Origin of the sequence: Rhizobium sp. YS-1r, from assembly GCF_000757525.1 — a bacterium.
Lineage (GTDB): Bacteria > Pseudomonadota > Alphaproteobacteria > Rhizobiales > Rhizobiaceae > Neorhizobium > Neorhizobium petrolearium.
Genome location: NZ_JPYQ01000055.1, coordinates 204653 through 231395 on the forward strand (window position 1 = coordinate 204653; position 26743 = coordinate 231395).

Annotated in this window: 23 protein-coding genes, 1 tRNA gene and 2 riboswitches; of the genes, 12 read left to right on the forward strand and 12 right to left on the reverse strand. The window is 60.7% G+C overall.

The annotated features are described in order from the left end of the window. From JL39_RS23740 to JL39_RS23770, 7 genes are all read right to left on the reverse strand, one after another. On the reverse strand, window positions 1-1467 hold the full coding sequence (locus JL39_RS23740) for a M48 family metalloprotease (protein ID WP_052183109.1): 1467 nt from the start codon (window positions 1465-1467) through the stop codon (window positions 1-3). Window positions 1468-1796: 329 nt separating this feature from the next. After that, the gene (locus tag JL39_RS23745; RefSeq protein ID WP_037156597.1) at window positions 1797-2504 is read right to left on the reverse strand and encodes an ATP-binding cassette domain-containing protein; all 708 of its coding nucleotides are present in this window, start codon (window positions 2502-2504) and stop codon (window positions 1797-1799) included. Then, window positions 2497-4116, reverse strand: a complete 1620-nt coding sequence (thiP, locus tag JL39_RS23750) for a thiamine/thiamine pyrophosphate ABC transporter permease ThiP (RefSeq protein WP_052183087.1) — start codon at window positions 4114-4116, stop codon at window positions 2497-2499. Before thiP ends, JL39_RS23745 begins: the two co-directional genes overlap by 8 nt. A 10-nt stretch (window positions 4117-4126) precedes the next feature. After that, a complete protein-coding gene (thiB, locus tag JL39_RS23755) occupies window positions 4127-5116 on the reverse strand; it encodes a thiamine ABC transporter substrate binding subunit (protein WP_244446964.1) in 990 nt (329 codons plus the stop codon). Window positions 5117-5172: 56 nt separating this feature from the next. Beyond that, window positions 5173-5274, reverse strand: a riboswitch (TPP riboswitch). A 219-nt stretch (window positions 5275-5493) separates the two neighbouring features. Next, window positions 5494-5949 (reverse strand): response regulator, encoded by a 456-nt coding sequence (locus JL39_RS23760; RefSeq protein ID WP_037156601.1) that lies wholly within the window; start codon window positions 5947-5949, stop codon window positions 5494-5496. A 158-nt stretch (window positions 5950-6107) separates the two neighbouring features. Then, window positions 6108-7928: an ABC-F family ATP-binding cassette domain-containing protein gene (locus tag JL39_RS23765; RefSeq protein ID WP_037156603.1), complete on the reverse strand. Its 1821-nt coding sequence runs from the start codon at window positions 7926-7928 to the stop codon at window positions 6108-6110. Between the two features lie 3 nt (window positions 7929-7931). Then, window positions 7932-8582 carry a thiamine diphosphokinase gene (locus JL39_RS23770; RefSeq protein WP_037156605.1) on the reverse strand — a complete coding sequence of 217 codons (651 nt, stop codon included), beginning with the start codon at window positions 8580-8582 and terminating at the stop codon, window positions 7932-7934. Window positions 8583-8682: 100 nt separating this feature from the next. On the opposite strand from JL39_RS23770, the gene JL39_RS23775 reads away from it, so the two are divergent. The 4 genes from JL39_RS23775 to JL39_RS23790 all read left to right on the forward strand — a co-directional run bounded on the left by JL39_RS23775 (window position 8683) and on the right by JL39_RS23790 (window position 12953). Further along, complete coding sequence (locus tag JL39_RS23775) at window positions 8683-9522, forward strand: MoxR family ATPase (RefSeq protein ID WP_037156607.1); 840 nt, start codon at window positions 8683-8685, stop codon at window positions 9520-9522. Between the two features lie 53 nt (window positions 9523-9575). Then, window positions 9576-9653, forward strand: a riboswitch (SAM riboswitch). 70 nt (window positions 9654-9723) lie between these two features. After that, window positions 9724-10662 carry a homoserine O-succinyltransferase gene (metA, locus tag JL39_RS23780; RefSeq protein WP_037157261.1) on the forward strand — a complete coding sequence of 313 codons (939 nt, stop codon included), beginning with the start codon at window positions 9724-9726 and terminating at the stop codon, window positions 10660-10662. Between the two features lie 6 nt (window positions 10663-10668). After that, on the forward strand, window positions 10669-11850 hold the full coding sequence (locus JL39_RS23785; protein WP_037156609.1) for a VWA domain-containing protein: 1182 nt from the start codon (window positions 10669-10671) through the stop codon (window positions 11848-11850). An 80-nt stretch (window positions 11851-11930) separates the two neighbouring features. After that, window positions 11931-12953, forward strand: a complete 1023-nt coding sequence (locus JL39_RS23790) for an aldose epimerase family protein (RefSeq protein ID WP_037156611.1) — start codon at window positions 11931-11933, stop codon at window positions 12951-12953. Between the two features lie 201 nt (window positions 12954-13154). Here JL39_RS23790 and JL39_RS23795 read toward each other — a convergent pair. The 4 genes from JL39_RS23795 to JL39_RS23810 all read right to left on the reverse strand — a co-directional run bounded on the left by JL39_RS23795 (window position 13155) and on the right by JL39_RS23810 (window position 16705). Beyond that, window positions 13155-13229, reverse strand: a tRNA-Gly gene (locus JL39_RS23795). Between the two features lie 193 nt (window positions 13230-13422). After that, the gene (locus JL39_RS23800; protein ID WP_037156613.1) at window positions 13423-14076 is read right to left on the reverse strand and encodes a hypothetical protein; all 654 of its coding nucleotides are present in this window, start codon (window positions 14074-14076) and stop codon (window positions 13423-13425) included. A gap of 13 nt (window positions 14077-14089) precedes the next feature. Next, window positions 14090-16243: a xanthine dehydrogenase family protein molybdopterin-binding subunit gene (locus JL39_RS23805; RefSeq protein WP_037156615.1), complete on the reverse strand. Its 2154-nt coding sequence runs from the start codon at window positions 16241-16243 to the stop codon at window positions 14090-14092. A gap of 3 nt (window positions 16244-16246) precedes the next feature. Continuing rightward, window positions 16247-16705: a (2Fe-2S)-binding protein gene (locus JL39_RS23810; protein WP_037157263.1), complete on the reverse strand. Its 459-nt coding sequence runs from the start codon at window positions 16703-16705 to the stop codon at window positions 16247-16249. A 307-nt stretch (window positions 16706-17012) separates the two neighbouring features. Here JL39_RS23810 and JL39_RS23815 point away from each other — a divergent pair, with 307 nt between their 5' ends. The 4 genes from JL39_RS23815 (at window position 17013) to JL39_RS23830 (ending at window position 19547) form a co-directional block, all read left to right on the forward strand. Then, window positions 17013-17522 (forward strand): prolyl-tRNA synthetase associated domain-containing protein, encoded by a 510-nt coding sequence (locus tag JL39_RS23815; protein WP_037156618.1) that lies wholly within the window; start codon window positions 17013-17015, stop codon window positions 17520-17522. A gap of 54 nt (window positions 17523-17576) precedes the next feature. Beyond that, entirely contained in the window at window positions 17577-18566 is a 990-nt protein-coding gene (trxA, locus tag JL39_RS23820) for a thioredoxin (RefSeq protein ID WP_037156620.1), read from the forward strand. Window positions 18567-18673: 107 nt separating this feature from the next. Next, window positions 18674-19351, forward strand: a complete 678-nt coding sequence (locus JL39_RS23825; protein WP_037156623.1) for an LON peptidase substrate-binding domain-containing protein — start codon at window positions 18674-18676, stop codon at window positions 19349-19351. Between the two features lie 7 nt (window positions 19352-19358). Next, entirely contained in the window at window positions 19359-19547 is a 189-nt protein-coding gene (locus JL39_RS23830; RefSeq protein ID WP_037156625.1) for a Trm112 family protein, read from the forward strand. Window positions 19548-19640: 93 nt separating this feature from the next. Here JL39_RS23830 and JL39_RS23835 read toward each other — a convergent pair whose 3' ends face one another. Beyond that, window positions 19641-20855: a ubiquinone biosynthesis hydroxylase gene (locus JL39_RS23835; protein ID WP_037156627.1), complete on the reverse strand. Its 1215-nt coding sequence runs from the start codon at window positions 20853-20855 to the stop codon at window positions 19641-19643. Between the two features lie 87 nt (window positions 20856-20942). On the opposite strand from JL39_RS23835, the gene tesB reads away from it, so the two are divergent. The 4 genes from tesB (at window position 20943) to JL39_RS23855 (ending at window position 26716) form a co-directional block, all read left to right on the forward strand. Beyond that, window positions 20943-21827, forward strand: coding sequence for an acyl-CoA thioesterase II (tesB, locus tag JL39_RS23840; RefSeq protein ID WP_037156629.1), 885 nt, complete (start codon window positions 20943-20945; stop codon window positions 21825-21827). Window positions 21828-22039: 212 nt separating this feature from the next. Then, window positions 22040-22390, forward strand: coding sequence for a P-II family nitrogen regulator (locus JL39_RS23845; RefSeq protein WP_037156631.1), 351 nt, complete (start codon window positions 22040-22042; stop codon window positions 22388-22390). Window positions 22391-22420: 30 nt separating this feature from the next. Beyond that, the gene (locus tag JL39_RS23850) at window positions 22421-23782 is read left to right on the forward strand and encodes an ammonium transporter (protein ID WP_037156633.1); all 1362 of its coding nucleotides are present in this window, start codon (window positions 22421-22423) and stop codon (window positions 23780-23782) included. A 243-nt stretch (window positions 23783-24025) separates the two neighbouring features. Beyond that, window positions 24026-26716, forward strand: coding sequence for a DNA translocase FtsK (locus JL39_RS23855; protein ID WP_037156635.1), 2691 nt, complete (start codon window positions 24026-24028; stop codon window positions 26714-26716). The last annotated feature ends 27 nt before the right edge of the window (window positions 26717-26743 follow it).

Here is a 26743-nt window from a genome sequence, read left to right on the forward strand (position 1 = left end):
CTATTCCGAAATGATCTTGACCTTCTGGCCGGGCGACACAACGGCACCGGCCGGGAGTGCATTGATCAGTTTGAAGAGATCGAGTTTTCGATCCGTGCCCATCATGCGGACGGCGAGCGAGGCGACGGTGTCACCCTGGGCGACCGTGACGATGCGTACCCGCAGCGGCTTCAAGGAGGCAATCTCTTCCCTCGTCATGCGCCGGAAGCTTGCCCGCAAGACGTCGGCCGTCGTCTGCAGGGTGGCACTTCCCTTGGGTACGGCGGTAAGGAACCGGAAAATCTTGTTGTCGACGCGGATGACCGTTACGTCGAAATCCCAGCGGTCGGCGGAAGCGCGCGCGTTTGCGCCAGGCAATCCATTCACTTCGATCTGACGTACCGTATCGGGTTGCAGGCCAGCCACCCAGCCGCTTGTCAGGTAATTGGTCAAGCTGTTGTTGTCGTCGGCGGCAACACCATCGAAACGGATGGCCGTTTCACCCGGGCCTGTTGCCAGAACAGCTTCCACTTTGTTGTCGATGCGGAAATCCCGTGGAACGTCGAAGCGAATGCCGAGCCCGCCATGGAGGAAAGTCTCGCCGCGGACATAGCCCTCCTGAGGGCTATCGCCGTAAAGCAGCCCGTCGATGCCCGCAAGATAATAGTCGCGCCCCTTGTCGCCGACTGTCCCCTCCTGGCCGAAATTGCGGGCATGGCGGCGTGCCAGATCGACGCGCTGAGTGGAATTCGGGTGGCTCGAGAGGAAGTCGAGGCTCTGGTCGCTGTCCGGATCCACAGCCGAATAACGGGCATAGGCGGCCATGGAATCGAGGAAACGGGCGGCGGCGTAAGGATCGTAGCCGGCTTCTCCGAGCATCCGCACGCCGATTACGTCGGCTTGCAGTTCCTGCTGGCGCGAGAAGGCTGCAAGTCTAAGCTTGCCGCGGGCGAGCGCCTGTTTGCCGGCGAGGTCGCTGGAAAGCACTTCCGTCACGACGCGGCTTGCAATGACCTCCGCTTCCTCCCGGCGCTGGCGTTCGATACCGTGGTTGGCGGTTACGTGGCCCATTTCATGGGAAAGGACCGCTGCAACTTCTGAGGCATCGTTGGCGAGCGCCAGCAGGCCGCGCGTTACGTAAAGATAGCCGCCCGGCAATGCGAAGGCATTGATTGCCGGCGAATTCAGAATGGTGATCCGGAAAGACTGGTTCGGGTTCTCGGAGACTGCCGTCAGCGCGCCGGCAATGCGGGCGACCAGTCGCTCCGTCTTGGCGTCGCGATATTCTCCGCCATAGCTTGCGACGATACGGGGATGCTCCCTTGCACCCATCTGCGCCCGGGGATCGTTCTTTTGTACTTCATCGACGATCTGCGGTGAATTCGAGGGCGAAACGTTTGGTGTATAGGCCTGTTCGAAGAGCGACTGGCAGCCGGCCAGCACGACGCCGCTCAGCAGGAGGGCGCCCAGAACTCGAAGGCCCGCCATGAAGCGGGCTCTCTGCAAGATAGCCGGGCCCGCCGTATCGCGCCTCATCGTCCTCGTGTTTTGCACCATCATTCCCACGGCCCGCCTTCCGGCTTCGAAAGGTTCCCTTCAACCCAAACCGGTTCATTCTCCATCTCCGCTTAGCGATTTTCGCGTCGCATGCACAGATAGTTATTGAGATATGTCTTACCGGCGCGTTTGCAAAGAAAAACCCCCGTCGCTTTGTGGCGATGCCATTGCGTCACGTCCAAATTGTGGCGAGCCGGATAACGGACGGTTCGTCACGGTTTCGAAACGTGATCCGGAAAAAGGGCGACCAGACGACCTGATCAGCCGGAGAGGAATTCAGCGAGTGCCGGGATATCACGCCTGGCAAGGAATTCCGTTGTGGGTGCCTGGAGTAAAATTTGCCCGTGATCGATGAAGATGGCATGGTCGGCAAGCCGCCCGACCTCGTCCGGATCATGAGTGACGATCAACACGGTATTGCCTACCTCGCGGTGCAGTTCGAGCAGCAGCTTCGCCATCGAAAGGCGAAGACCCGGGTCGAGCGCCGCAAAGGGCTCGTCCATCAGCAGAACAGGCTTTTTGCGCACCAGTGCCCGGGCGAAGGCGGCCCTCTGCCTCTCGCCACCCGAAAGCGTGCCCGGCATGCGCTTCTCGAAGCCATCGAGGCCAACCCGTTGCAGCGCCTTGGAGATCGCTCTTCGATCGTCTGCGGAAAGCCGCAGCGATGGGTTGATGCCGAGGCCGATATTGGTGAACAGATCGAGGTGCGTGAAAAGATTGTTGTCCTGGAAGATCAGCGAAACCGGGCGTCCGGAAGGATGCTCGTGCGTCACGTCCTCGCCGCCGACCAGTACATGGCCCCGATCCGGCGTTTCAAAGCCGGCCACAAGGTTCAGCAAAGTCGATTTGCCGGAGCCCGACGGGCCGGTCACTGCCGTCACAGCGCCGGCAGGCAGGCTACAATTGAAACGAAAGTCCTTTGTGCCAAGCCGGAGTTCGACCTTGTCCAGCACGACGCCATCAGTCATGTCTCGCCTCCTTTTGGCCGACCGTGCCGAGCATGGTCAGCAACAGGCAGATGATGCCGAGGAGGAGTGCCAGCCCGTCAGCGTCGTTGGTGCGATAGCTGGATAGCCGGCTGTAGACAAGCCAGGGAAGCGTCGTGAGATCGTTGGAGCCGAATAGTGCTACCGCGCCGAGATCGCCGAGCGACAGGGCCATCGCAAAGGAGAGGGCCGTCAAAAGGGGTCTTATCAGGACGGGCAGGTCGATTCGTTGAAGCTTTGCCAAGCCGGAAATCCCGAGACTTGCCGATAGCCTGCCCGATTGCTGACGATGGGTCTCAATTGCCGGCGCGAGCACGCGCATGACGAAGGGTAACGCCATCAGCATGTTGATCAACGCCAGCAAAGCCGGCGCAAAACGGGTCACATCGCCGATCGGGCGCAGCGTGAGGAACCAGCCGGTCCCAAGCACGACAGGCGGGACCAGGAGTACCAGGGAGGACATGCCGCCAAGCAGGGCGGAGAATCCTCCGGCGACTTTTCCAGGTCGCTTCATATCGGCTACAGACCCCCGCGCGGCAATGATTGCCAGCGATGTAAGGACGGCGAGCAAGCCGGCGGTAAGGGCGATGGCAAAACTCGTCCATGCGGCGCGAAGGAAGGCGATGCTGGTCGCAAGTTTCCAGAGATCGGCCTTCAGCCCGGCAGAGACAATCGATGCCAACGGCAGAACCAGAAAGGCGGTGGCGACCGAAATGGCGAACGCATCCCAAAGTCGTGCGGGCACGGTCCGGCCGTCGAAACGGCGGGTCGCCTGACCTGCTGTCATGCCCGCATCGTCCGGTATGGGAAACCGCGCCATGGCGATCAGGATCAGCGCGGTAATGCCGATCTGCAGGATCGCGAGCGCGACGGCGCGCGGCGGGTCGAAATCGAAACGCAGCGATTGGTAGATCGCAACTTCGAGCGTCGTTGCCGCAGGTCCACCGCCGAGCACGAGCACGAGCGTGAAACTGGTGGCGCAGAGCATGAAGATCAGGCCGGCAATGCCGGGTATGACGCGTTGCACAGCCGGCCACTCGATGAACCGAAAGACCGAAAATGGTCGCATGCCGAGGCTGGAGGCGAGCTGCCAGTATTCCGCCGGAAGCCGCTCCAGCGCGGCGAGCAGCAGCCGGGCGGCGAGCGGCAGGTTGAAGAAGACATGGGCCAGCAGAATGCCGGTAAGTCCGTAGATGCTGACTGGCTGGTCGAGGCCGAGTTTCAACAGCAGGCTGTTGATCACACCCTGCCGGCCCCAGATGCCGATAAGACCCAATGCGCCGATCAGCACCGGCAGGCCCATGGGAACCGCCATCAACCGGATCATCCAGACACGTCCTGGAAAACGGGGGCGGCGCGCAAGCGCCAGCGTAACGGGTATGGCAAAGGCGATGGAGAGCAGTGTCGAAAGCACAGCCTGCCATAGGGTGAAGCGCAGGATCCGCCAGGTATAGGCCGTGAAGAGCCGGGCTCCTGTGTCCCCGGCATCCCATGAAAGCAGTGCGGTGACAGCAATGCCGACGAAGAGGGTGATGCCAAGGAGGCTCAGCAGGCCCCAGGCAATCCCCCGTCGTCGTTGGGCGCGGGTCAGCAAGGCGGAGGTCTTAGTTCATGCTCATGGCGGTCAGCCATTCGTCGATCCAGGCCTGCCGATTCTTCGCCACCTCGTCCGAGCCCATCAGGAAGGTCGTTTTCGGCTGCACGAGCTTGTCGAAGGCGTCCGGCAACGGCTCGGATGTCTTCGAAATCGGCATCATCCAGTTGGTGGTGGGGATAATGTCCTGAAAGACTGGCGAGACCATGAACCTGAGGAACTGTTTGGCCAGATCCTTGTCGGACGCGTTTGTCAACATGCCGGCCACCTCGATCTGGATGTAGTGGCCCTCCGAGAAGGATGCGGCCTGGTAGCGTTCGGTCTTTTCCTCGACCATGTGATAGGCAGGCGAAGTGGTGTAGGAGAAGACCATCGGCACCTCGCCCTTTGTGAGAAGGCCATAGGCTTCCGACCAGCCGGGGGTGACTGTCAGCACGCGCTTCCTGAGTTTCGCCCAGGCTTCCGGCGCCTTGTCGCCGTAGACCGACCTCACCCAGAGCAGCAGGCCTAGTCCCGGCGTCGAGGTGCGCGGATCTTCGATTGCGATTTTCTGCGAAGGGTCGCCTTCCACCAGTTCCTTCAGGCTATTGGGCGGATTCTTCATCACCTGCGTATCGTAGACGACGGCAAAATGACCGTAGTCATAGGGGATGAACGTATCGTCGGTATAATTTCCAGGCACACTGATCGCGGATGTATCGAGGCCGTGCGGCTCGAAAAGGCCGGTTGCCTTGGCTTCCGAAATCAGGTTGGTGTCCAGGCCGAGCGCGATATCGGCATCCGTCTTCTCGCCTTCGAGCTTGAGGCGGGTGAGGAGCGCCACACCATCGGCAACGCCGACGAAGTTGAGCCTGCAGGTGCAGCTCTTTTCGAAGGCTTCCTTGACCTTCGGGCCGGGCCCCCAGTCGGAGACGAAGCTTTCATACGTATAGACAGTCAGTGTCTTTTCCTGCGCCTGAGCGGACAGTGAAAAGGAAAGGGCGGCTGCGGCCGCGAACATCGAAAGAACGATCTTGCGCATCAGCGCCTCCTCTTTTGATTGTGGGAATAGGCGCTGATGGGAAGCCGTCTAATCCCTCCGCCGGTCTTAACCGGATCAGGTTCCGCGGGTTGGCAAAGCCTCTCAGCCACACTGGCGTGGCACCCCGTTAGAGCGAATCAGGTGTAGCGGCGGTGGGATCGGCTGGCAAGAGGCTGCGCCGCGATCAGGCAGCGCTCATATCCATCTACATGATTTCCCAGACGTGGCCGTCCGGATCCCGGAAGCTGCAGCCGTACATGTTTTTTCCTCTTTGTCCCCATCCAACGCACATGGGCGCGTTCGCCCCAAGGATGAGTAAGAGAATGTAAAACCGACATCGCAGCCAGGGTTTTTCTCTAGTGGTGCGGGTTCCGGCGGAACACCTTGAGTTCGCGCGGAACGGCTGCCATGCCGTGAAGCCGGTTGGCAATGGCATAATCGATCGTCCTTTCCATGACCTCCGGCATGACGGGCTTGGTGAGAACACCGAGAGAACCTTCCACGCCATCTTCGAGATCATCAGGGGTCGCGGTCATGAAGATGACCGTCACGCCATATCGTTCGGCAAGCTGCCGTCCAATCTCCGGACCGGTCCTTCCATCGGTCAGATTGACGTCGACGATCGCGATATCGGCGCGCGGCGCCAGTTCCAGGGCATGTTTTCGGGCATTGGCAAAACCCGCCACCTTCAGTCCCATATTTTCGACAGTTTCGGCGATATCGAGAGCGATCAGGAACTCATCCTCCACGATCAGCACCCGTTGACTCGTCACCTCACTGGGTGGCCGACGACGCGTTACATTTGTCAGCATTGGACGTCCCCGCACGGTTTCCGGTCCTTAATTCGGATCGAGGGCGACGACTGGCGCCTCGACCATGAACGCAGGCAGAACGAGCAGGATGGTGGCTTGTTCCGTTTTGCGACAGACGCCTCTGCCGAAACGGTTATTAGAGTTAATAATTCGTTAGTTCAGCTCTCCAGCTCTTCCCGCAGCATCTCGAGCTCGAGCCATTCTTCTTCCATTTTCGTCAGTCTTTCGCGCAGGCTTTCCATTTCCGCCGCAAGCTTGTGGAAGGCGGCAGGGTCTTTGGAAAAGAGGTTCGGGTCCGCCATCTTCTTCTCGCGGACAGCAATTTCTTCCTCCGCCTTGGCAATTTCCTTCGGCAGGTTTTCGAGTGCGAATTTCTGCTTATAGGAGAGCTTTCCCTTGGCCTTGGAGGTTTCGGCCGGCGGCGCGGCGGCCTCTGTCTTCTGCCGTTCCGTTCTCTCCGTCTTGCGCTTCTCCTCGATCGCGCCTCTCCGTTGGGCCAGCATGTCCGTATAGCCGCCGGCATATTCGATCCACCGCCCGTCCGGCGCCTCCGGATTGGCCGGGGCGATCGTCGAGGTCACGGTGCGGTCCAGGAAATCGCGATCATGGCTGACGAGGATCACCGTGCCGTTGTAGCCGGCGACAATTTCCTGCAGCAGATCCAGCGTTTCGATGTCGAGGTCGTTGGTGGGTTCGTCGAGAATCAAGAGGTTCGAGGGCTTCGCCATGATGCGGGCGAGCATCAGGCGGGCACGTTCACCACCGGAAAGGCTCCTGATCGGTGTCCTGATCTGTTCCGGCTGGAACAAGAAGTCCTTCATGTAGCCTGCGACATGCCGCTGCTCGCCATTGACCAGCAACGTCTCCCCGCGGCCGTCTGTCAGGTAGTGGGAGAGCGTCTCCTCCGGATTCAGGTTCTCGCGCTTCTGGTCGAGCGTTGCGATCTCAAGATTGGTGCCGAGCTTGACGGTACCGCTATCTGGTGCGAGCTGCCCGGTCAGCATCTTGAGCAATGTCGTCTTGCCCGCGCCATTAGGCCCTACGAGGCCGATCCGGTCGCCGCGATGAATCCGGATCGAAAAAGGTGCGACGATCTGCCGGTCATAGGCTTTGGTGATGTTCTCCGCCTCGATCACAAGCTTGCCCGATTCACGACCTTCGGTGACCTGCGCCTGGACGGTCCCTTGGGGCCCTTTGTGGCCGCGATAGGCTGCTCGCATGGATTGCAGATCGCCGAGGCGCCGCATGTTGCGCTTGCGGCGCGCGGTCACGCCATAACGCAGCCAATGCTCCTCGCGCTCGATCGCCTTGCCGAGCTTGTGCTGTTCCAGCTCCTCAGCCTCCAGCACTTCGTCACGCCATGCTTCAAAATGAGCGAACCCCTTGTCGAGACGGCGGGAGATGCCGCGGTCGAGCCAGACGGTCGCGGTCGAAACCCGTTCGAGGAAGCGCCTATCGTGGGAAATCAGTACCAGTGCGCTCCTTGTTTTCCGCAACTCGTCTTCCAGCCATTCGATGGTCGGCAGGTCGAGATGGTTGGTCGGCTCATCCAGCATCAGGATGTCCGGCTCGGGTGCCATCACACGGGCGAGCGCGGCGCGGCGGGATTCGCCGCCCGAAAGCGTCTTTGGGTCTTCCTGGCCGGTGAGGCCGAGATGTTCGAGTAGGTAGGTAACGCGATAGGGATCATCGCCCGGGCCGAGGCCTGATTCCGCATAGGCTTGCACGGTGGCATAGTCGGCAAAATCCGGCGCCTGTTCGAGGTAGCGGATCGTCGAGGCCGGATGGCGGAAGACTTCGCCTGACTGCGGCTCGACCATGCCGGCGGCGATCTTCATCAGCGTCGACTTGCCGGAACCGTTGCGACCGACGAGGCAGATGCGGTCGCCTGGCTCCACCTGCAGGCCCGCGCCAGCGAGCAGCGGCGCGCCGCCAAAGCTCAGGAAGATATCGTCGAGTTTCAAGATGGGGGGTGCCAAAAGTCAGGGTCCTGTCATGTCGTAGGGGCGAGCAAGGATCATCGCTCTGCCGGCCTTCAGATGGAATTCCACCGGTCCTTCTGCAATGTTCGAGACCGTACGAGAAGAGCCGAAGGGAAGCCCAAAATTGTGGAGCGGATAACGCGCACCAATGATGTCCAGGCCTTCCAGTGCCGAAAAACCGATGATCGAAAAGAGCGAGCCTTTCGGCAAGTCGAGCTTTTTATCCCCCGGCAGCAGCGGCACCGCCTCCTCCTCGCCGGACGTGAGCAAAATGTCGAAGCCGCGTTCGGCAAGGCTCATGGCATGGAAGAGGTGCTGGAGCGCGTGATCGCTCCGTTCCCCGCCGAGTGCGCCGACGAAGATCAGCCGTGCGGCGCCGCGGTCGATCGCTTCCGCCGTGGCGATCTCACCGTCTGTCTCGGTCTTGGCGGGCGGATAGGTCTGCTGTTTCACGCCCGGCCATTGTCTTGCAAGTTCGGCATCGGTGGAATCGAAATCGCCGACCCACAGTTCGGGCTCGACGCCGAGTGTCGCTGCATGTCTCATGCCGCTGTCAGCCGCGATGAAGCGGCTGGTACTGGTCGCTTCCAGCAGTCGGTCGGTGACGGTGAGATCGCCGCCAAGCAGGATGGTAAAGGTCGAATGGCTCATGGTTACTGCCCTTAGCGTAAAGGGACCTCATTGGGAAAGCTGTTGCACCGCCGAAGCCAAGCTTTTAGTTTGCGGCTCGCTTTTCAATCGGGATATCAGGATGCAGTTTCAGGGTACAGCGGACTATATCGCGGACAAGGATCTGATGGTGGCGGTGAATGCCGCGATCCGGCTCGAGCGCCCGCTGCTGGTGAAAGGCGAGCCGGGTACCGGCAAGACTGAACTTGCCCGGCAGGTGGCAGCAGCCCTTGGTCTCGATCTCATCGAGTGGAACATCAAGTCCACCACAAAGGCACAGCAGGGCCTCTACGAATATGATGCGGTCTCGCGCCTGCGCGACAGCCAGCTCGGCGACGAGCGGGTCCACGATGTCGCGAATTATATCCGACGCGGCAAGCTTTGGCAGGCCTTTGCGGCGGACAGGAAGGTCGTCCTGCTGATCGACGAGATCGACAAGGCGGATATCGAATTCCCGAACGACCTTCTGCAGGAACTCGATCGGATGGAATTTCACGTCTACGAGACCGGCAAAACGGTCAAGGCTAGAGTCCGGCCCATCGTCATCATCACTTCGAACAATGAGAAGGAGCTTCCAGACGCTTTCCTGCGCCGCTGCTTCTTCCACTACATTCGTTTCCCGAATGTCGAGACGCTGTCACGCATCGTCGAGGTGCATTATCCGGGTATCAAGCAGACCCTCGTGCGCAACGCATTGATGCAGTTCTATGAAATCCGCGAGATGCCGGGGCTCAAGAAGAAGCCGTCGACGTCAGAGGCGCTCGACTGGATACGTCTCCTCGTTGCAGACGATGTCGACCCGGCCGATTTGCGCGGGGACGTGAAGAACGCGCTGCCGAAGCTGCATGGTGCGTTGCTCAAGAACGAGCAGGATGTCCATCTTTTCGAGCGGATCGCCTTCATGGCGCGGCGCGAGCGGTAAGCGGAAGATTTTGCTCCCATTGACGACAGGCATAGCAAGGCGTATTTGAAAGTCCGTAGTTTCGTGGTGATTTGGCCGGCCGGCTTGCAGCCACGTAAAAAAAGTCGCTAAAGGGCCGCGAGAAGATGACTTCCCCAGATCATGCTTCCCCGGGCCGGCTGCGATTTTTCGTCGCCGGTTTTTTATTTCGTGGGTTTAGACATGCCGATCAAGATTCCCGATACGCTGCCTGCCTTCAGCACCCTCGTTTCCGAGGGCGTGCGGGTGATGACCGAAACTGCGGCGGTGCGGCAGGACATTCGTCCGCTCCAGATCGGACTTCTCAATCTCATGCCCAACAAGATCAAGACAGAGCTGCAGATGGCGCGTCTCGTCGGCGCGACGCCGCTGCAGGTGGAGCTGTCGCTGGTGCGAATCGGCAACCACAGGGCCAAGAACACGCCGGAAGAGCATCTGCTGGCTTTCTACGAAACATGGGAAGAGGTGAAGCACCGCAAGTTCGATGGCTTCATCATCACCGGTGCACCGATCGAGACACTGCCTTACGAAGAGGTCACCTACTGGGACGAGATGGAGAAGATTCTCGACTGGACAACCACCAATGTCCATTCGACCATGAATGTCTGCTGGGGTGCGATGGCGGCCATCTACCATTTTCACGGCGTGCCGAAATACGAGTTGAAGGAGAAGGCCTTCGGTGTCTACCGGCACCGCAATCTTGCTTCCTCCTCCGTTTATCTCAACGGCTTCTCGGATGACTTCCAGGTGCCGGTATCGCGCTGGACGGAGGTGCGCCGCGCGGATATCGAAAAGGTACCAAGCCTTGAAATCCTGATGGAATCAGACGATATGGGCATCTGCCTCGTGCATGAGAAAAGGGGAAAGCGTCTCTACATGTTCAATCATGTGGAATACGACTCCACCTCGCTGGCGGATGAGTATTTCCGGGATGTGAATGCCGGTGTCCCCATCAAGTTGCCGCATGACTATTTCCCGCACAACGACGATACTCTGACGCCCCTGAACCGCTGGCGCAGCCATGCGCATCTTCTCTTCGGCAACTGGATCAACGAGATCTACCAGACGACGCCCTACGATCTGGAGAAAATCGGCGAGCCGGAGAAGACCGGCGCGGAATAGGTCAGCATGTTCATTCCCTTCTTCCTGCACCTAAGGGAGGCGAAGGTCCCGGTAACGCTCCGGGAATTCCTGGCGCTTCTCGAAGGCATGGAAGAGGGGCTGGCCGATTTCGACGTCGAGGCTTTCTACTTCCTCGCCCGCACGGCGTTGGTGAAGGATGAACGCCACATCGATAAATTCGACCAGGTCTTTTCCTCCTATTTTCGCGGCCTGGAGATGGTCTCCGGCAAGCCGGGCCTCGATACCCAGAACATTCCCGAAGAATGGCTGCGCAAGCTCATCGAAAAACACCTGACCGAGGAAGAGAAGAAACTCGTCCAGTCGCTCGGCGGTTTCGAAAAGCTGATGGAGACGCTGCGACAGCGGCTCGAAGAGCAGAAAGGGCGCCATCAGGGCGGGTCGAAATGGATCGGCACCGGCGGCACTTCGCCCTTCGGCGCCTATGGCTATAACCCGGAAGGCGTGCGCATCGGGCAGGACGAATCCCGCCATCGCAGTGCAGTGAAGGTCTGGGACAGGCGCGAATTCAGGGATTTCGACGACAAGGTCGAACTCGGCACGCGCAATATCAAGCTGGCACTGAAACGGCTTCGGCGCTGGGTGCGGGAGGGCGCGGCCGAGGAATTCGACCTGCCCGGCACGATCCGTTCCACCGCCGAGCACGGCTACCTCGACGTGCAGACAAGGCCGGAGCGGCATAATGCCGTGAAGCTTTTGATGTTCTTCGATGTGGGCGGGTCGATGGATGACCATATCCGCATCGTTGAGGAACTGTTTTCCGCCGCGCGGGCAGAGTTCAAGCATATGGAGCATTTCTACTTCCACAATTGCCTCTACGAAGGCGTTTGGAAGGAGAACCTCCGTCGCGCCGAGCGAATGGCAACGCTGGATCTCATCCGCAGCTATGGTTCGGACTACAAGGTGATCTTTGTCGGTGACGCTTCGATGAGCCCCTATGAGATCACCCATGCGGGCGGTTCCGTCGAGCACTGGAACCAGGAGCCCGGCGAGGCCTGGATCAGGCGTATCACCGATCATTTCCACCGCTGCGTCTGGCTCAATCCGGTGCCCGAAAATCAGTGGCGCTACACGGCCTCGATCGGGTTGATGCGGCAGTTCATGACCGAACGGATGTTTCCAATGACGCTCGGCGGGCTTGAACAGGCGACGCGCACACTCGCCCGCTGACGGATTTTGCTTCCCGTGACATTGCAGCTTGCCGCCAAATCACGCAGGTTGCCGCCAAATGTCCGGTGGAGGAAAAGGTCATGACGGATCAGAATTTCGAAGTCTTCGGCACGACGGAAAATGGCGAGCCCGTTTATCGCGTGAGAATTGCCGGCGGCGGATTGACCGCGAGTATCATTACATGGGGCGCCGTGATCCAGGATCTCAGGCTGGAGGGCCATCGGCCGCCACTCGTGCTGGGGTTCGAGGCTTTCGATCCATATCCGATCCATTCGCCGTATTTCGGGGCAACGCCCGGCCGTTGCGCAAACCGCATCTCCGCCGGCCGTTTCACGCTCGACGGAAGACAATACCAGCTTGAAATGAACCAACCGGGGATCGGCCACCTTCACGGGGGTACGGATGGTCTTGGCCGCAGCAACTGGTCGATCGTCGATCACGCGGCTGACAAGGTCGTACTTCAGATCACCGATCCCGATGGCCGCGCGGGCTATCCCGGCAATTGCACCGTGACCGCCACCTATCAGCTCAAGGACCACGGCGTGCTGTCGGTGATCTACGAATCCACGACTGACCAGCCGACACTCGCCAACATCTGCCAGCACTCCTATTTCAATCTTGACGGCCGTGAAGACGCCCTTGGTCACGACATTATGATCGCCGCCGATCAGTTGGTCGAAGTGGATGAGAAGCAGTTGCCGACCGGCAGACTGACGTCAGTCGCCGATACGCCTTTCGACCTGCGGGAGATGGGGCCGATGAAGCGGTTCGACGACGGCAAACAGGTCCTGTTCGATCACAACTACTGTCTGTCGCCGGAACGGACACGGAAGCGTTCCGTGGCGCTGGCGCGCAGCGTCTATTCCGGCGTTTCGATGGAAGTGCGGACCACCGAGCCCGGTGTGCAATTTTATGCCGCCTTCAAGCTTCAGGAAATCCCGGTGCCGGGCCTCGAAGGTCGCCGTTACGGCCCCTTTGCCGGGTTTTGCCTGGAAACCCAGGTATGGCCGGACGCGATCAATCATCCGAATTTCCCGAACGTTGTGCTGCGTCCGGGCGAAGTGCTGCGGCAGGAGACAGACTATGTCTTTTCGAAGCAGTGAGCGGGGATAAGCTTGGCTCACCCATGTGGCAGGCGGGGTGCGAAATAGATTCGATGATGGGAAGTCGAACCGCTTCGACATGAGACTTTGGCCGTCGACAGGAAAGTCGGCGGCACAAGCCGGGTCTGCACTATAGAATTCAAGCAGCGACGCTTCCGGCCCAAGATAAGGCCTTTTCAAGGTATGATTTGAGAGAAAAACTGGAGCGGGCGAAGGGATTCGAACCCTCGACCCCAACCTTGGCAAGGTTGTGCTCTACCCCTGAGCTACACCCGCTCATCAAGCCACCGGTCCGGGGTAGATCGCTTGGACCGTGGGTCGCTGCTGTTGCCGACGACGGGCGCTATATGGCCCAGACTTTTTTCAAATGCAACAGGGAAATGACGATTGGCGGCAAGAAAAATTACGATCCGCCCAAACTCCTGACAAACCGCCGGTTCCGCACGTGAACCGGCGGCCGCTTTGTGCCTCAGGAGGCGGGACAGGCCGCGCCGGTTTTCACCCAGGCATCGATGAGCTCGCCGAATTCAGCCTGCGTGCCCGGTACCGGCTCGCGGCCGGCGCCGGGTGCCCAGCCCCAGCCGACGAGTTCGTCATGCGCCATGTGCTCGACCAGTTCGTCCATGGTCATCTCGCCATTGCGTGCCGGATCTTTGATCTGCTGACAGATCTGGCCCAGCGTCTTGCCTTCCCAGGCCATCTCGATCGGCGCAAGGTGCCAGGCAGGATTGCCCGGGATGCTCTTGATCGTGTCTGCCTGGCCCACGACCGGAATATTCTCGGCGCCGTGGCAGGTCGTGCACTGCATGCCGGGCAGACCCATACCGCCGTCGCCGCGTAAGACCGGCGGCTGATGCGGGCGCATCGACGCGCCCTGCAGCGGCCGGTCGGTAGCAGGATGACAGTTTACGCAGCGCGGGTGCTGGATGACCTTGCCCGCTTCCTGGAAGAGCGCCACCGAGCGGTCCTGCTCGTTGGCGATCGACTGGAAGGAGGCGGCTGGCTTCAGCGTCCTGGCATCGGCCTGGGCGTCCTGCGCCACCGAGACGGGTGACAGCGCCGTGCCGACACCCACGAAAAGACAGGCGGCGGCAACGCCGGTGAATGCGAGTTTCCAATTCATCGGGCGTTGATCCTCAAGCCGAAACGATATTGACGATCGGGAGCTTTCTGACAGGTGCTCCCGTGAGGCGCCGCCAGGCATTGGCAACCGCCGGGCCGACGGGCGGCACGCCGGGTTCGCCGACGCCGCTCGGCTTCTCGGTCGACTTGATGATCTCCACCTCCACGTCCGGCATCTCGTTGATCCGGATGGACCGGTAGTCGTGGAAGTTCGACTGGATAATCTTGCCGCCCTTGCCGAGGGTCACCGCATCGAAGAGGACTGCCCCGAGGCCGTAGCCGATGCCACCCTCCATCTGTGCCTTGATGACGTTCGGGTTGACGGCCACTCCGCAATCGACCGCACACCAGACCTTATGGACATGCGGAGCGCCATCGGTCCCGACCGAGACTTCGACGACCTGACCCACATAGGTGCTGAAGCTTTCGACCACCGCGACGCCGCGAGCGCGGCCTTCCGGCACTTGTCCGCCCCAGTTCGCCATCTCGGCAGCCTTCCGGAGCACACCCGCGTGGCGAGGTTCCTCTTTCAGGAGGGCAAGTCGCCCTTCGACGGGATCCCTGCCGATCTTCTCGAAGAGTTCGTCCACGAAAGTCTCGACCGCAAAGCCCGTATGCGTGTGGCCGACCGAACGCCACCAGAGCGGCGGCACGGCGAGCGGAACGTTGTGCGAGGTTACCTTCAGGTTGGGGATCGCATAGGGCAGGTTCGAAGCGCCTTCGACCGATGTCTGATCGAGATCGGCCTTGCCCATGATCGACTGACCGACGATCACCTGTTCCCAGGCCATGATCTCGCCATCGGCATTGATCGCGCCGCGCATCCTGTGAGCATACATCGGGCGATAGAAGCCGCCGCGAATGTCGTCCTCGCGGGTCCACATATGCTTCAAGGGGCGACTGCGGTCGCTGGCGGCGTAAACCGACGCCGCTTCCTGCATATAGGGCGAGCCAAACTGCGCCCTGCGGCCGAAGCTGCCGCCGGCGAGCTGGGTGTTGACCCGCACTTTCGATTCGTCGAGTCCGAGAATTTGGGCGGCCGTCGCCTGGTCCATGCCCGGGAACTGCGCGCCGTTGTAGATATCCACCGAGCCGTCATCCGCCCTGATGAAGACGGCGTCCAGCGGTTCCATCGGCGCGTGCGCCAGGAAGGGGAAGACGATCTCGGCTTCCACCGTCTGCAGACCCGATGCGTTGAAGGCTTCCTCCACATTGCCTTTGCCGGCTGCTTCAAGCCCCTTCTCGCGGAAGAGTTTGACATAGTCGGCGGACAGTTCCTCCGAGGAGCGGGTCTCAGCCTTGGAGAGATCCCATTCGATGCTCAGCGCATCGCGGCCCTTCAAGGCGGCGAAGGTGTTTTCCGCATAGACAGCGACGCCTTGAGGCACCTGTTTCACGTCGACGACGCCCTGCACCTTGCGGGCTTCGGTATCGTCGAAGCTCTTCACCGTCGCACCGAAATGCTCCGGATGGGCGACCACCGCGATCAGAAGGTTGTCCGGGGTGATATCGAGCGTGAAGATCGCCGAACCATTCGTCTTGCCATGCGTGTCGAGCTTCGGCAGATCGGTGCCGATCAGCACGAAATCCTTCGGGTCCTTGAGCTTCGGCTCCGCAGGGGGAGTTTGTAGGGCCGCCTTTTCGGCGAATGCCCCGAAACCGCTCTCCCTGTTGGATGCGGCATGTCTGATGCGGCCCTTTTCGACAGTGATCTCGGAAGCGGGGACCTTCCAGTCTTCGGCCGCGGCGGCAATCAGCATGGCACGCGCGGTCGCGCCGGCTTTTCGCATCTGCTCATAGGCATTGGCGATCGAACTCGAGCCGCCGGTGCCCTGCAGGCCGAAGAGCAGGTTTGCATAGATCTTGTTGTCCGTCGGCGAGTGAACGGCGCGCATCTGGCCCCAGTCGGCGTCGAGCTCTTCGGCAACCAGCGTTGCGAGGCCGGTGAATGGGCCCTGGCCGAATTCGATATGCTTCGACAGGACCGTCACCGTGTCGTCGGTGCCGATTTTAACGAAGGCGTTCATCGGGGTCAGTGCGGAACCTCCGCCCGCCTGCACGCCGGTCGGGGCCGCGGCAAGAAACTTGGGCGCGATCGCCACGCCGATGAGAAGGCCCGAGCCGGCCAGGAAGCCGCGGCGGGTGGCAGCGATATCATGCAGTGTCATGGCTCAGCCCTCCATCGAATTGGCGGCATTGTGGATCGCCGCCCGGATGCGATGATAGGTGGCGCATCGACAGATGTTGCCGGTCATCGCCCCGTCGATATCCGCATCCGTCGGCTTCGGCACCATCTGGAGCAGGGCGACCGCCGACATGATCTGCCCGGATTGACAGTAACCGCATTGGGGCACGTCCAGGCCAGCCCAGGCGGTCTTGATGGCTTCGGCTTCTTTTCCGGAAACGCCTTCGATCGTGATGACCTCGGAGCCTTCGACCACCGAGATCGGCAAGATGCAGGAGCGATGCGGCATGCCGTCGAGATGCACGGTGCAGGCGCCGCATTGGGCTATTCCGCAGCCATACTTCGTTCCGGTGAGTTTTTCGAAATCACGAATAACCCAGAGGAGGGGCGTGTCGGGGTCGCCGTCGAACGTTCGTTCCTGTCCGTTGAGCGTGAAGGTGACCATGAGCGGACCTTTCTTGTGAGAAGCCGGCATACTGCGCCGGGCGATGGATGAAAGCGGCTGCTATCGGCCGAAAGCCGATATTCGGGACGCGGAAAACGGTGCGCCGGAATCAAATTAAAAATTGAGGCTTCTTATTTTTATGATGTTTGCGGGGGGCCGCTCCAATCGGATGACCCTCCGGTTAGATTAGGTTGGTCGACCAGCTTGGCAAGATCAAGCGTCTCACGAAATCGTGTGCACTTGCTTGGCCGGCGGCAACATTGGGGTTATAGTTCGCCTGCCCACCAACAGAGCCCATCCCTCAAGAATGACCGACACTGCTCCGAAAACCGCCGAGGACCTGTTCCGTTTCCTCGACAGCCTCAACATTCCCCATTCCACCAAGACCCACCCGCCGGTCTTTACCGTGGCGGAATCGGAAAGCCTGCGTGACGAGATTCCCGGTGGCCATACCAAGAACCTCTTCATAAAAGACAAGAAGGACCGGTATTTTGTCCTGACGGTGGAGGAGAACGCCACGGTCGATCTGAAGACGGTTCACAAGGTGATCGGCGCCGCAGGCCGCGTCTCTTTCGGCAGGCCGGAAAAGCTGATGGAATATCTCGGCGTCATTCCGGGTTCGGTGACGATATTCGGTGCCTTCAACGATACCGGACGACATGTTACCTTCGTGCTGGATGAAGATCTTATGAGGCACGACATCATCAATGGTCATCCGCTATCGAATGACGCCACGACATCGATCGGCCGCGACGATCTCATCCGCTTTCTGGAGGCAACCGGCCACACGCCGCTTGTCTTGAAAGTGACAGACTGACATACGATCTTTGTGGCCAAGATAGAACCATAAAGCGTTCCCTGGAGAGCATTCATGAGCGGCACAGACAACCCCTATGGCGGTTCCTTCGGCGCCAGCGGCTATGGCGGGCAGATGACCGCTTCGGCGAAGTACGGCGCGGAGCCTGCCGCGACCTCAGCTGGCGGTTCCCCTATCAAAGATACGACGACGGCCGGCTTCGCCAAGGATGTCATCGAGGAATCGCGCGGTCAGCCGGTCCTTGTGGATTTTTGGGCGCCCTGGTGCGGCCCCTGCAAGCAGCTCACGCCCATTCTCGAAAAGGTGGTCAATGAAGGCAAGGGTCGGGTCAAGCTCGTCAAGATGAACATCGACGACCATCCGTCGATCCCTGGCCAGCTCGGCATCCAGTCGATTCCGGCTGTCATCGCTTTTGTCGATGGCCGTCCCGTCGATGGGTTCATGGGTGCAGTTCCGGAAAGCCAGGTACGCCAGTTCATCGACCGGATTGCGGGGCCTGCCGGCGCCGATCAGGCGGCCGAGATTGACGCGGCGCTTGCCGAAGCCGAAACGATGCTCGCCGGCGGTGACGTCCAGGGGGCAGCCCAGCTCTATGGAGCGGTACTCCAGGCCGATCCGGAAAATGCAAAGGCCGCGGCGGGCATGATGCAGTGCCTGATCGCCATGGGCGATACGGCCCGCGCAAGCCAGATGCTCGCATCGCTTCCGGAGACCCTTTCCAAGGACCCGGCAATCCAGGCGGTCGCCAGGAAGCTCGAACAGATCGAGGAGGCTCGCAAGCTCGGCGATCCGGCCTCGCTGGAGCATCGGCTCTCGCTGAACCCGGACGATCACGAGGCACGTTTGATGCTTTCGAAGATCCTGAATGTTCAAGGCAAGCGCGAGGAGGCTGCCGAGCACCTGCTGATGATCATGCGCAAGGATCGCAGCTTCGATGACGACGGTGCGCGCCGCCAGCTTCTGGAGTTCTTCGAAGTCTGGGGACCGAAGGATCCGGCCACGATTTCCGCCCGCCGCCGCCTGTCTTCGATCCTCTTTTCGTAAGCGGGGATCGATTCGGCCAGGGAACGGTCTTGCGTTCTTCTGCCGGTGCCCCACATTATTTCGAGGGGCGACGGATTTGGACCTGTCGTCTGGGAGGTGTCGGTCCCATGCATGTGGGAAATGCGCGATATGTAAAGCGAGAGGATCTGCCGGGAACGGTTCCTGTTTTTCCGTTGACGGGTGCTCTGCTTTTGCCTGGCGGCCAGCTGCCCCTCAACATCTTCGAGCCGCGCTATCTTGCAATGTTCGATGCGGCGCTTGCATCCGACCGGCTGGTCGGTATTGTCCAGCCGTCACTTCTGGAGACCGGCGATCCTGCGGAAAGCCCTCGGCCCGCACTGTCGAGCGTCGGCTGCATCGGTCGCATCACGTCTTTTGCAGAGACAGGTGATGGCCGCTATATTACCTCGATCAGCGGTGTGTGCCGTTTCCGGCTGCTTGAGGAAGTGGGGGAGGGTCATCCCTATCGCACCTTCAAGATCGCGCCGTTCATGACCGATCTTTCGGCAGAAGATGATGAGAGCACCGTCGACCGCGGCGAACTTCTGCGCGTCTTCCGGGCCTATCTCGATGCCAATAAGCTGGAAGCGGACTGGGAAAGCGTCGAGCGCGCCGGCAACCGCACGCTCGTCAATTCGCTTTCCATGATGTCGCCTTTCGGTCCGGCCGAGAAGCAAGCCCTGCTCGAAGCCCCCGACCTCAAGACCCGCGCCGAAACCCTGATCGCCATCACGGAAATCTTCCTGGCGCGGGAGTTGAGCGATACCGACACGATACTCCAGTAAGGCTGTCATGGACGAGAAGCTCAGCAAGGTTGATCCCAAACTCCTCGACCTGCTCGTCTGTCCGCTGACCAAGGGGCGGCTGTCCTTCAACCGCGAAACCAATGAACTGATCTCGCAGGCGGCGCAGTTGGCCTATCCGATCCGCGACGGCATCCCGATCATGCTGGTTTCCGAGGCTCGCCGGATCGAGGACTGACGCCTGTCCTTATCCCCTAAATGCCCCTAACCTCTCCCCGCAGGCGGGAGAGGGGCTGGGAACCGGATAAGGGGCAATGCTTTGAACGGCGCCTCAGATCGCCTGCCCGGCAAGCAACTTCGGTCCGCCCTCGCCGGTTTTACCCGCTGCCTGATCGACAAAGTAGCCCTTGAGCCTTGGCAGGCGGTCGACGATGCCGAGACCGAAGTCGCGGGCGATGCGGATCGGGGTTATATCGTTCGAGAACAGGCGGTTCAGGACGTCGGTCGTGACCCCCATGCGGAACGTGTCGAAGCGCCGCCAGGACTGGTAGCGCTCCAGCACATTCAGCGCTCCGATATCGAGGCCGAGCCGGTCGGCTTCCACGACCGTTTCGGCGAGTGCCGCGACATCCTTGAAGCCAAGATTGAGGCCCTGGCCGGAGATCGGGTGGATTCCATGTGCAGCATCGCCGGCAAGAGCGAAGCGCGGCGCGACAAAGGCGCGTGCCAGCGTCAGGCCGAGCGGGAAGGCGCGCCGTCCGCCGACCAGCCGCAATTCGCCGAGCTTATGCCCGAAGCGTCGTTGCAGTTCCTCCTCGAACACCAGGTCGTCGGAGGCAACCAGGCGTTCTGCTTCCGGCGTCCGCTCGGTCCAGACGAGAGACGAACGGTTGTCGGTGAGCGGCAGGATGGCGAAGGGGCCGGAGGGCAGGAAATGCTCTTCCGCCACGCCCTCGTGCGGCCGTTCATGGGCAACCGTCGCAACGATACCGGATTGGCCGTAGTCCCAGGTGACGGTCCTGATGCCGGCCATGTCCCGGAGTTTGGAGCGCACGCCGTCGCAGGCGACGAGCAGGCGGGTTTCAATGACGGAGCCATCCGAACGGGAAACGGTGCAACGGGTGCTTTCCGTCACAAAGCCGGTGACGGAAAAGCCATGCCGGATGGATATGCCGAGCCTTTCTGCCACTCCGCGCAGCGCCCTGACGATTGTGACATTCGGGATCATGTGGGCGAAGGGCCGGCCTTCGTCGGCTTCTCCCTCAAATGTCAGGAAGACCGGTCTCACGGGGTCGGACGTGCGGCTGTCGGTCACGATCATCCTGTTGATCGGCTGGGCGTCGGGCGCGATTTCGTCCCAGACGCCGAATACTTCGAGCATGCGTGTCGCCGCGGCGATGATGGCGGAAGCACGCTCGTCTTTCTCCCAGGCGCCCGCCGGAGCGGCCTCGACCACTTCGACCTTCAGATGCGGGGCCGCCTGCTTGACTGCGACCGCGACCGCGAGGCCCACATAACCACCGCCTGCAACCAGCATATCCAGCATTGGCTTAAGCTCCCGTGAGACTTGAGAATATCATGCCATCCATATAGACCATCGGTCAGCCGCTTCCTATCGCCGGAGTTCGTCATAATGTCGCGTCAGGCCGAATCTTCGTCCCCCATGGAGCAGTTGATCGCGACGCTCGACCTCGAGAAGCTCGAGGAGAATCTCTATCGCGGCCTCAGCCCGGACGTCGGCTGGCAAAGGGTCTTTGGCGGCCAGGTCATCGCCCAGGCATTGATGGCCGCCCAGCGCACCGTGCAAGCCGATCGTTTCGTTCACTCGCTGCATGCCTATTTCATGCGCCCGGGCGATCCTTCCGTGCCGATCCTCTATCAGGTGGAGCGCATCCGGGATGGATCAAGCTTTACGACGAGGCGGGTGGTGGCCATACAGCACGGCAAGGCGATCTTCTCCATGTCAGCGTCCTTTCAGATCGAGGAGGGAGGGTACGAGCACCAGATCGACATGCCTTCCGTCACTCAGCCGGAGGATCTGATGGGGGAGAAAGAGTTCAAGGCGCTTTTCCTCGAGCACGCTCCGGAAGCAGTTCGGCGGTATTGGAACCGGGAACGACCGATCGAAGTGCGGCCGACCTCGCTTCTCCACTATCTGACCAGGGACAAGCTCGAACCACGTCAGGACATCTGGGTGCGAACGGTCGGCGAGGTGCCGGCCGACCGCCACTATCAGGCTGCCGTGCTTGCCTACCTTTCCGATATGACGCTGCTCGATGCCTCCCTCTATCCGCACGGCACGTCGATCTTCGATCCGGCGCTTCAGGCCGCGAGCCTTGACCATGCCATGTGGTTTCATCGGTCTGTCACATTCGACGACTGGCTGCTCTATACGCAGGATAGCCCGAGTGCGTCTGGTGCCCGCGGCATGACCCGCGGCAGCCTCTACACGCGTTCCGGCGCGCTGATCGCTTCCGTGGCGCAGGAAGGATTGATTCGGAAAAAGGCAAATGAATAATAATTGTGCAAATTTTGAAATTTGCACAAGTTTTGGCCGCCTTTGCGCCATCCAAATGCCCGTTTCTTGGAACTGTTTCCAGAAATCTTTACTTTTCAATAAGTTATAGCTGCATTCGAATCTGGCACGCCCTTTGAATGTATCCTTCCAGTCGCTGTCATGATCTGCCGGCGATGAGGAGAGTCGGCCTGCATGCCGAGGACAAACAAAGGATGGGAAGCCAGATGAAAATCGTGATGGCCATAATCAAGCCGTTCAAGCTGGATGAGGTGCGCGAAGCCCTCACGGCTGTCGGTATCCAGGGCCTGACCGTCACCGAAGTCAAAGGTTACGGACGCCAGAAGGGACATACCGAAATCTATCGCGGCACCGAATATGCCGTAAGTTTTCTGCCGAAACTGAAGATCGAAATCGCCGTCCCCTCCGACCTCGTCGACAAGGCCGTGGAAGCGATCGCCTCGGCCGCCAAGACCGGCCAGATCGGTGATGGCAAGATCTTCGTTTATTCGATCGAGCAGGCCGTGCGCATCCGTACCGGCGAAACCAACACAGAAGCGCTTTGAAGCACGGGCTGACAGGGGAGTTCTCAAGCTATGCAATTTAACAAGATTTCTATGATCGGGCGCATGGGTGCGGCCGTTGGCGCTCTGTTTGCGCCGGTGGTTGCCTTCGCACAGGAAGCTGCGCCGGCGGCTGCCGAGGCTGCCGCGGCCGCTCCGGTTCCGGACAAGGGCGACACCGCCTTCATGTTCATCTCCACCCTTCTCGTGTTGTTCATGCTGATGCCGGGCATTGCGCTTTTCTACGGCGGCCTGGTGCGTGCCAAGAACATGTTGTCCGTGCTCATGCAATGCACGGTCGCCGGTTCGGCCATCATGCTGGCCTGGGTCATCTACGGCTATTCCTTCGCCTTCGGCGGCGGGACCTCCCCCTTCTGGGGCGGCACGGCCAAGATGTTCCTTTCCGGCGTGACCATGGACTCCACGGCTGCGACCTTCTCCGATGGCGTCGTCATTCCGGAGTTCATTTTCGTGATGTTCCAGATGACCTTCGCAGCGCTGACGCCTGCCCTGATCGTCGGCGCTTTCGCAGAGCGCATCAAGTTCTCCGCCTCCATTCTGTTCTGCCTGCTTTGGGTCACCTTCGTTTATTTCCCGATCGCCCATATGGTCTGGGATGCAAACGGCCTTCTGTTCGGCTGGGGCGCGCTTGACTTCGCCGGCGGCACGGTCGTCCACATCAACGCCGGTCTTGCCGGTTTGATCGGCGCGATCATGATCGGCAAGCGTACCGGTTACGGCAAGGACATGATGGCACCGCACTCCATGACGCTTACGCTTGTGGGCGCTGCAATGCTTTGGGTCGGCTGGTTCGGTTTCAATGCCGGTTCCAACCTCGAAGCTTCCGGTGGCGCGATGCTGGCAACCGTAAACACCTTCATTGCCACAGCTGCGGCCGTCATCTCCTGGTGCATCGTTGAAACCTTCACTCGCGGCAAGGCTTCGCTGCTGGGTGCTGTCTCCGGCATGATCGCCGGTCTGGTTGCCATTACCCCGGCAGCCGGCATTGCCGGTCCGATGGGAGCGATCATCATGGGTCTGATCGTATCGCCGCTTTGCTATTTCTTCGTTTCGGTCATCAAGAACAAGTTCGGTTATGACGACACAGCAGACGTGTTCGGCATCCATGGCGTGGGCGGTTTCTTTGGCGCGCTTGCCACCGGCATCTTCGCTTCGTCGTCGCTGGGCGGCATCGGTTATGCTGACGGCGTCACCATGGGCGGCCAGTTCATGACGCAGCTCTATGCCGTCATCATCACAATCGCCTGGTGCGGTGTCGGTTCGGTCGTCCTTTACAAGATCACCGATGTCATCGTCGGCCTGCGCGTCACCGTGGAAGCCGAGCGCGAAGGCCTCGACCTCGCCACCCACGGCGAAGCCGCCTACCACTCCTGATCCGGAACTGGCGGTGGCGGTTATCGCCGCCGCTCTTGGTCCCGTCGCAGCTTCCCCCCGAAGCTGCATTCGCCCGGACTTCGGTCCGGGCCTTTTTATTCGTATTTTCAGGTCTTCCGCCGCTCATCTTGGTTAAAGCCGCATTAACTATCGCTGCGCTAATCTTCGACGGAACTGTGTGAATTGGCCGGCGTCTGCCGATTCGCGCGAAGGGTTGCGTTCCAAGGATAGCGGACAGACACGATGGGCAGAAGCAGTTCGGCGGCTATGGCAAACCGGTCTACCCGCTTGGCGCTCACCGCCTTCGTCTGGAGGCAGGCGCTTGCGCTCGCCGGTTTCGGCATCTTCATTGCGCTGGCGCTTGCGGTCGCGGCTTTGGCCACCTGGAATGTCGCAGATCCGAGCTTTTCCTACGCGACCGATAACGACCCCACCAATATCCTCGGCTTTCCCGGCGCTGCCTTTGCCGACCTGATGATGCAGTTCCTGGGGCTTGCCAGCCTTGTGTCGCTTTTGCCGGTGCTTGCCTTCGCGCTGGCGTTGATATCCGGCCGCACCTATCATCGCATTCCGGCCCGGCTTGCGGCGTGGGGGGGCGGCACATTGCTCGCATCGGCCACGCTCGGATGTTTTCCCGCCCCGCCCACCTGGCCGATCCCGAATGGCATCGGCGGCGTCATCGGCGACATGATCTTGCGGTTTCCCGCGCTTTTCGTCGGTGCCTATCCGACCGGCATGGTCGCAATCGTGCTCGGCTGCATCTTCACGATTCCCTGCGTCTGGCTGATGCTCTTTGCGGCCGGCCTGGTAGGCACAGCTTTCGATGAAAACGCCGAAGACGACGATCAGCCGGTAGCCGCCGCAAAGGCCCGTTCGAAGCGCGAGGAAATGGATGATGAGGACGATGAAGAGGGCGGCTTTGCAGGTTTCCTGGCATTCGGTGCGCTCACTCATTACTGGTACATAGCCCAGGCGAGGCTCCGTCGCCTTGCCGGCATCAAGCCGCGGGCCCGCACGGGTTTCGATCAGCCCTACGATTTCAACGAGGATGAGTTCGGCACGTTGAACGAACCGGTCCGCGCCAAGACGTCTGCCGTGGCCGGCGGACGCCGTCTGGAACCCTCTCTCGACGGTCCTGCGGAGCGGGTCGCCGGTTCGCGCCGGATCGTGGCGTCGCCGCCGATTGCCGCTCATGATGACGACGACTACGATGACGATCCGCCATTCGACATGGATGACATGCCGCCGCGTCCAGCCGGCATCCTGTCGGACGACGACGATGACGCGCCATTCGTCTCCTCCCGCGCACCTCTGGCCGGTCGCGTGCAACCGCGTATAGCGCCGGCTGCCGCGCCGCCGAAGCCCAGCGCTCGCGTCGCCCGTGAAGCTCAAGCCTCGTTCATTTCCCCGGACGGCTTCCAGCTTCCCTCCGTTCATCTTCTCAATGAGCCGAAGGCCGTTGCCCGCGATGCATCGCTCTCGGCAGACGCACTGGAGCAGAATGCCCGCCTGCTCGAAGGTGTGCTCGAGGATTTCGGCGTCAAGGGCGAGATCATCCACGTGCGCCCCGGTCCGGTCGTCACGCTCTACGAACTTGAACCCGCCCCGGGCATCAAATCCTCGCGCGTGATCGGTCTGGCGGATGATATCGCCCGTTCGATGAGCGCGATCGCCGCCCGCGTCGCGGTCGTTCCCGGCCGCAATGCGATCGGCATCGAATTGCCGAACCGCACCCGCGAGACGGTCTATCTCAGGGAGATGATCGGCAGCAAGGATTTCGAGGGCAGCAAGGCGAAGCTTGCCATGGCGCTCGGCAAGACGATCGGTGGCGAACCGGTCGTGGCCGATCTTGCCAAGATGCCGCATCTTCTCGTCGCCGGCACGACCGGTTCGGGTAAATCGGTCGCCATCAACACCATGATCCTTTCGCTTCTCTACCGTTACACGCCGGAGAAGTGCCGCCTGATCATGATCGACCCGAAGATGCTCGAACTTTCCGTCTATGACGGCATTCCGCATCTGCTTTCGCCGGTTGTCACTGACCCGAAGAAGGCGGTCGTTGCGCTCAAATGGACCGTTCGCGAGATGGAAGAGCGCTACAAGAAGATGTCGAAGATCGGCGTGCGCAATATCGACGGTTTCAACAGCCGCGTCGAGCAGGCGATGGAAAAGGGCGAGATCCTGACCCGTACCGTGCAGACCGGCTTCGACCGGCAGACGGGCGAGGCGGTCTACGAGACGGAGGAATTCGATCTCGAGCCGATGCCTTATATCGTCGTGATCATCGATGAGATGGCCGACCTGATGATGGTCGCCGGCAAGGATATTGAAGGGGCCGTGCAGCGTCTGGCGCAAATGGCGCGTGCGGCCGGCATCCACGTCATCATGGCGACGCAGCGCCCCTCGGTCGACGTCATCACCGGTACGATCAAGGCGAACTTCCCGACCCGCATCTCCTTCCAGGTGACGTCAAAGATCGACAGCCGCACCATTCTCGGTGAACAGGGCGCCGAACAGCTTCTCGGCATGGGCGACATGCTCTACATGGCCGGTGGCGGCCGTATCCAGCGCGTCCATGGTCCTTTCGTTTCCGATACGGAAGTGGAGGACATCGTCGCCTACTTGAAAACCCAGGGCGCGCCCCAATATCTTGACGCGATCACGGCCGACGACGACGAGGACGAAGATGGCGGAGGCCCCGCAGGCACCTCCAACCTGTCCGATTCGGATGATCCGTACGATCAGGCGGTGGCGATCGTGCTGCGCGACGGCAAGGCTTCCACCTCTTATATCCAGCGCCGTCTCGGCATCGGCTACAATCGGGCGGCTTCGCTCATCGAGCGGATGGAGCAGGAGGGGCTTATCGGGCCGGCCAACCATGCCGGCAAGCGCGAAATCCTCGTGCCGACCGAAGGCGATATTCTCGACCGGTAAGGCTTTCGTGATAAAGGAAAGTTGGCC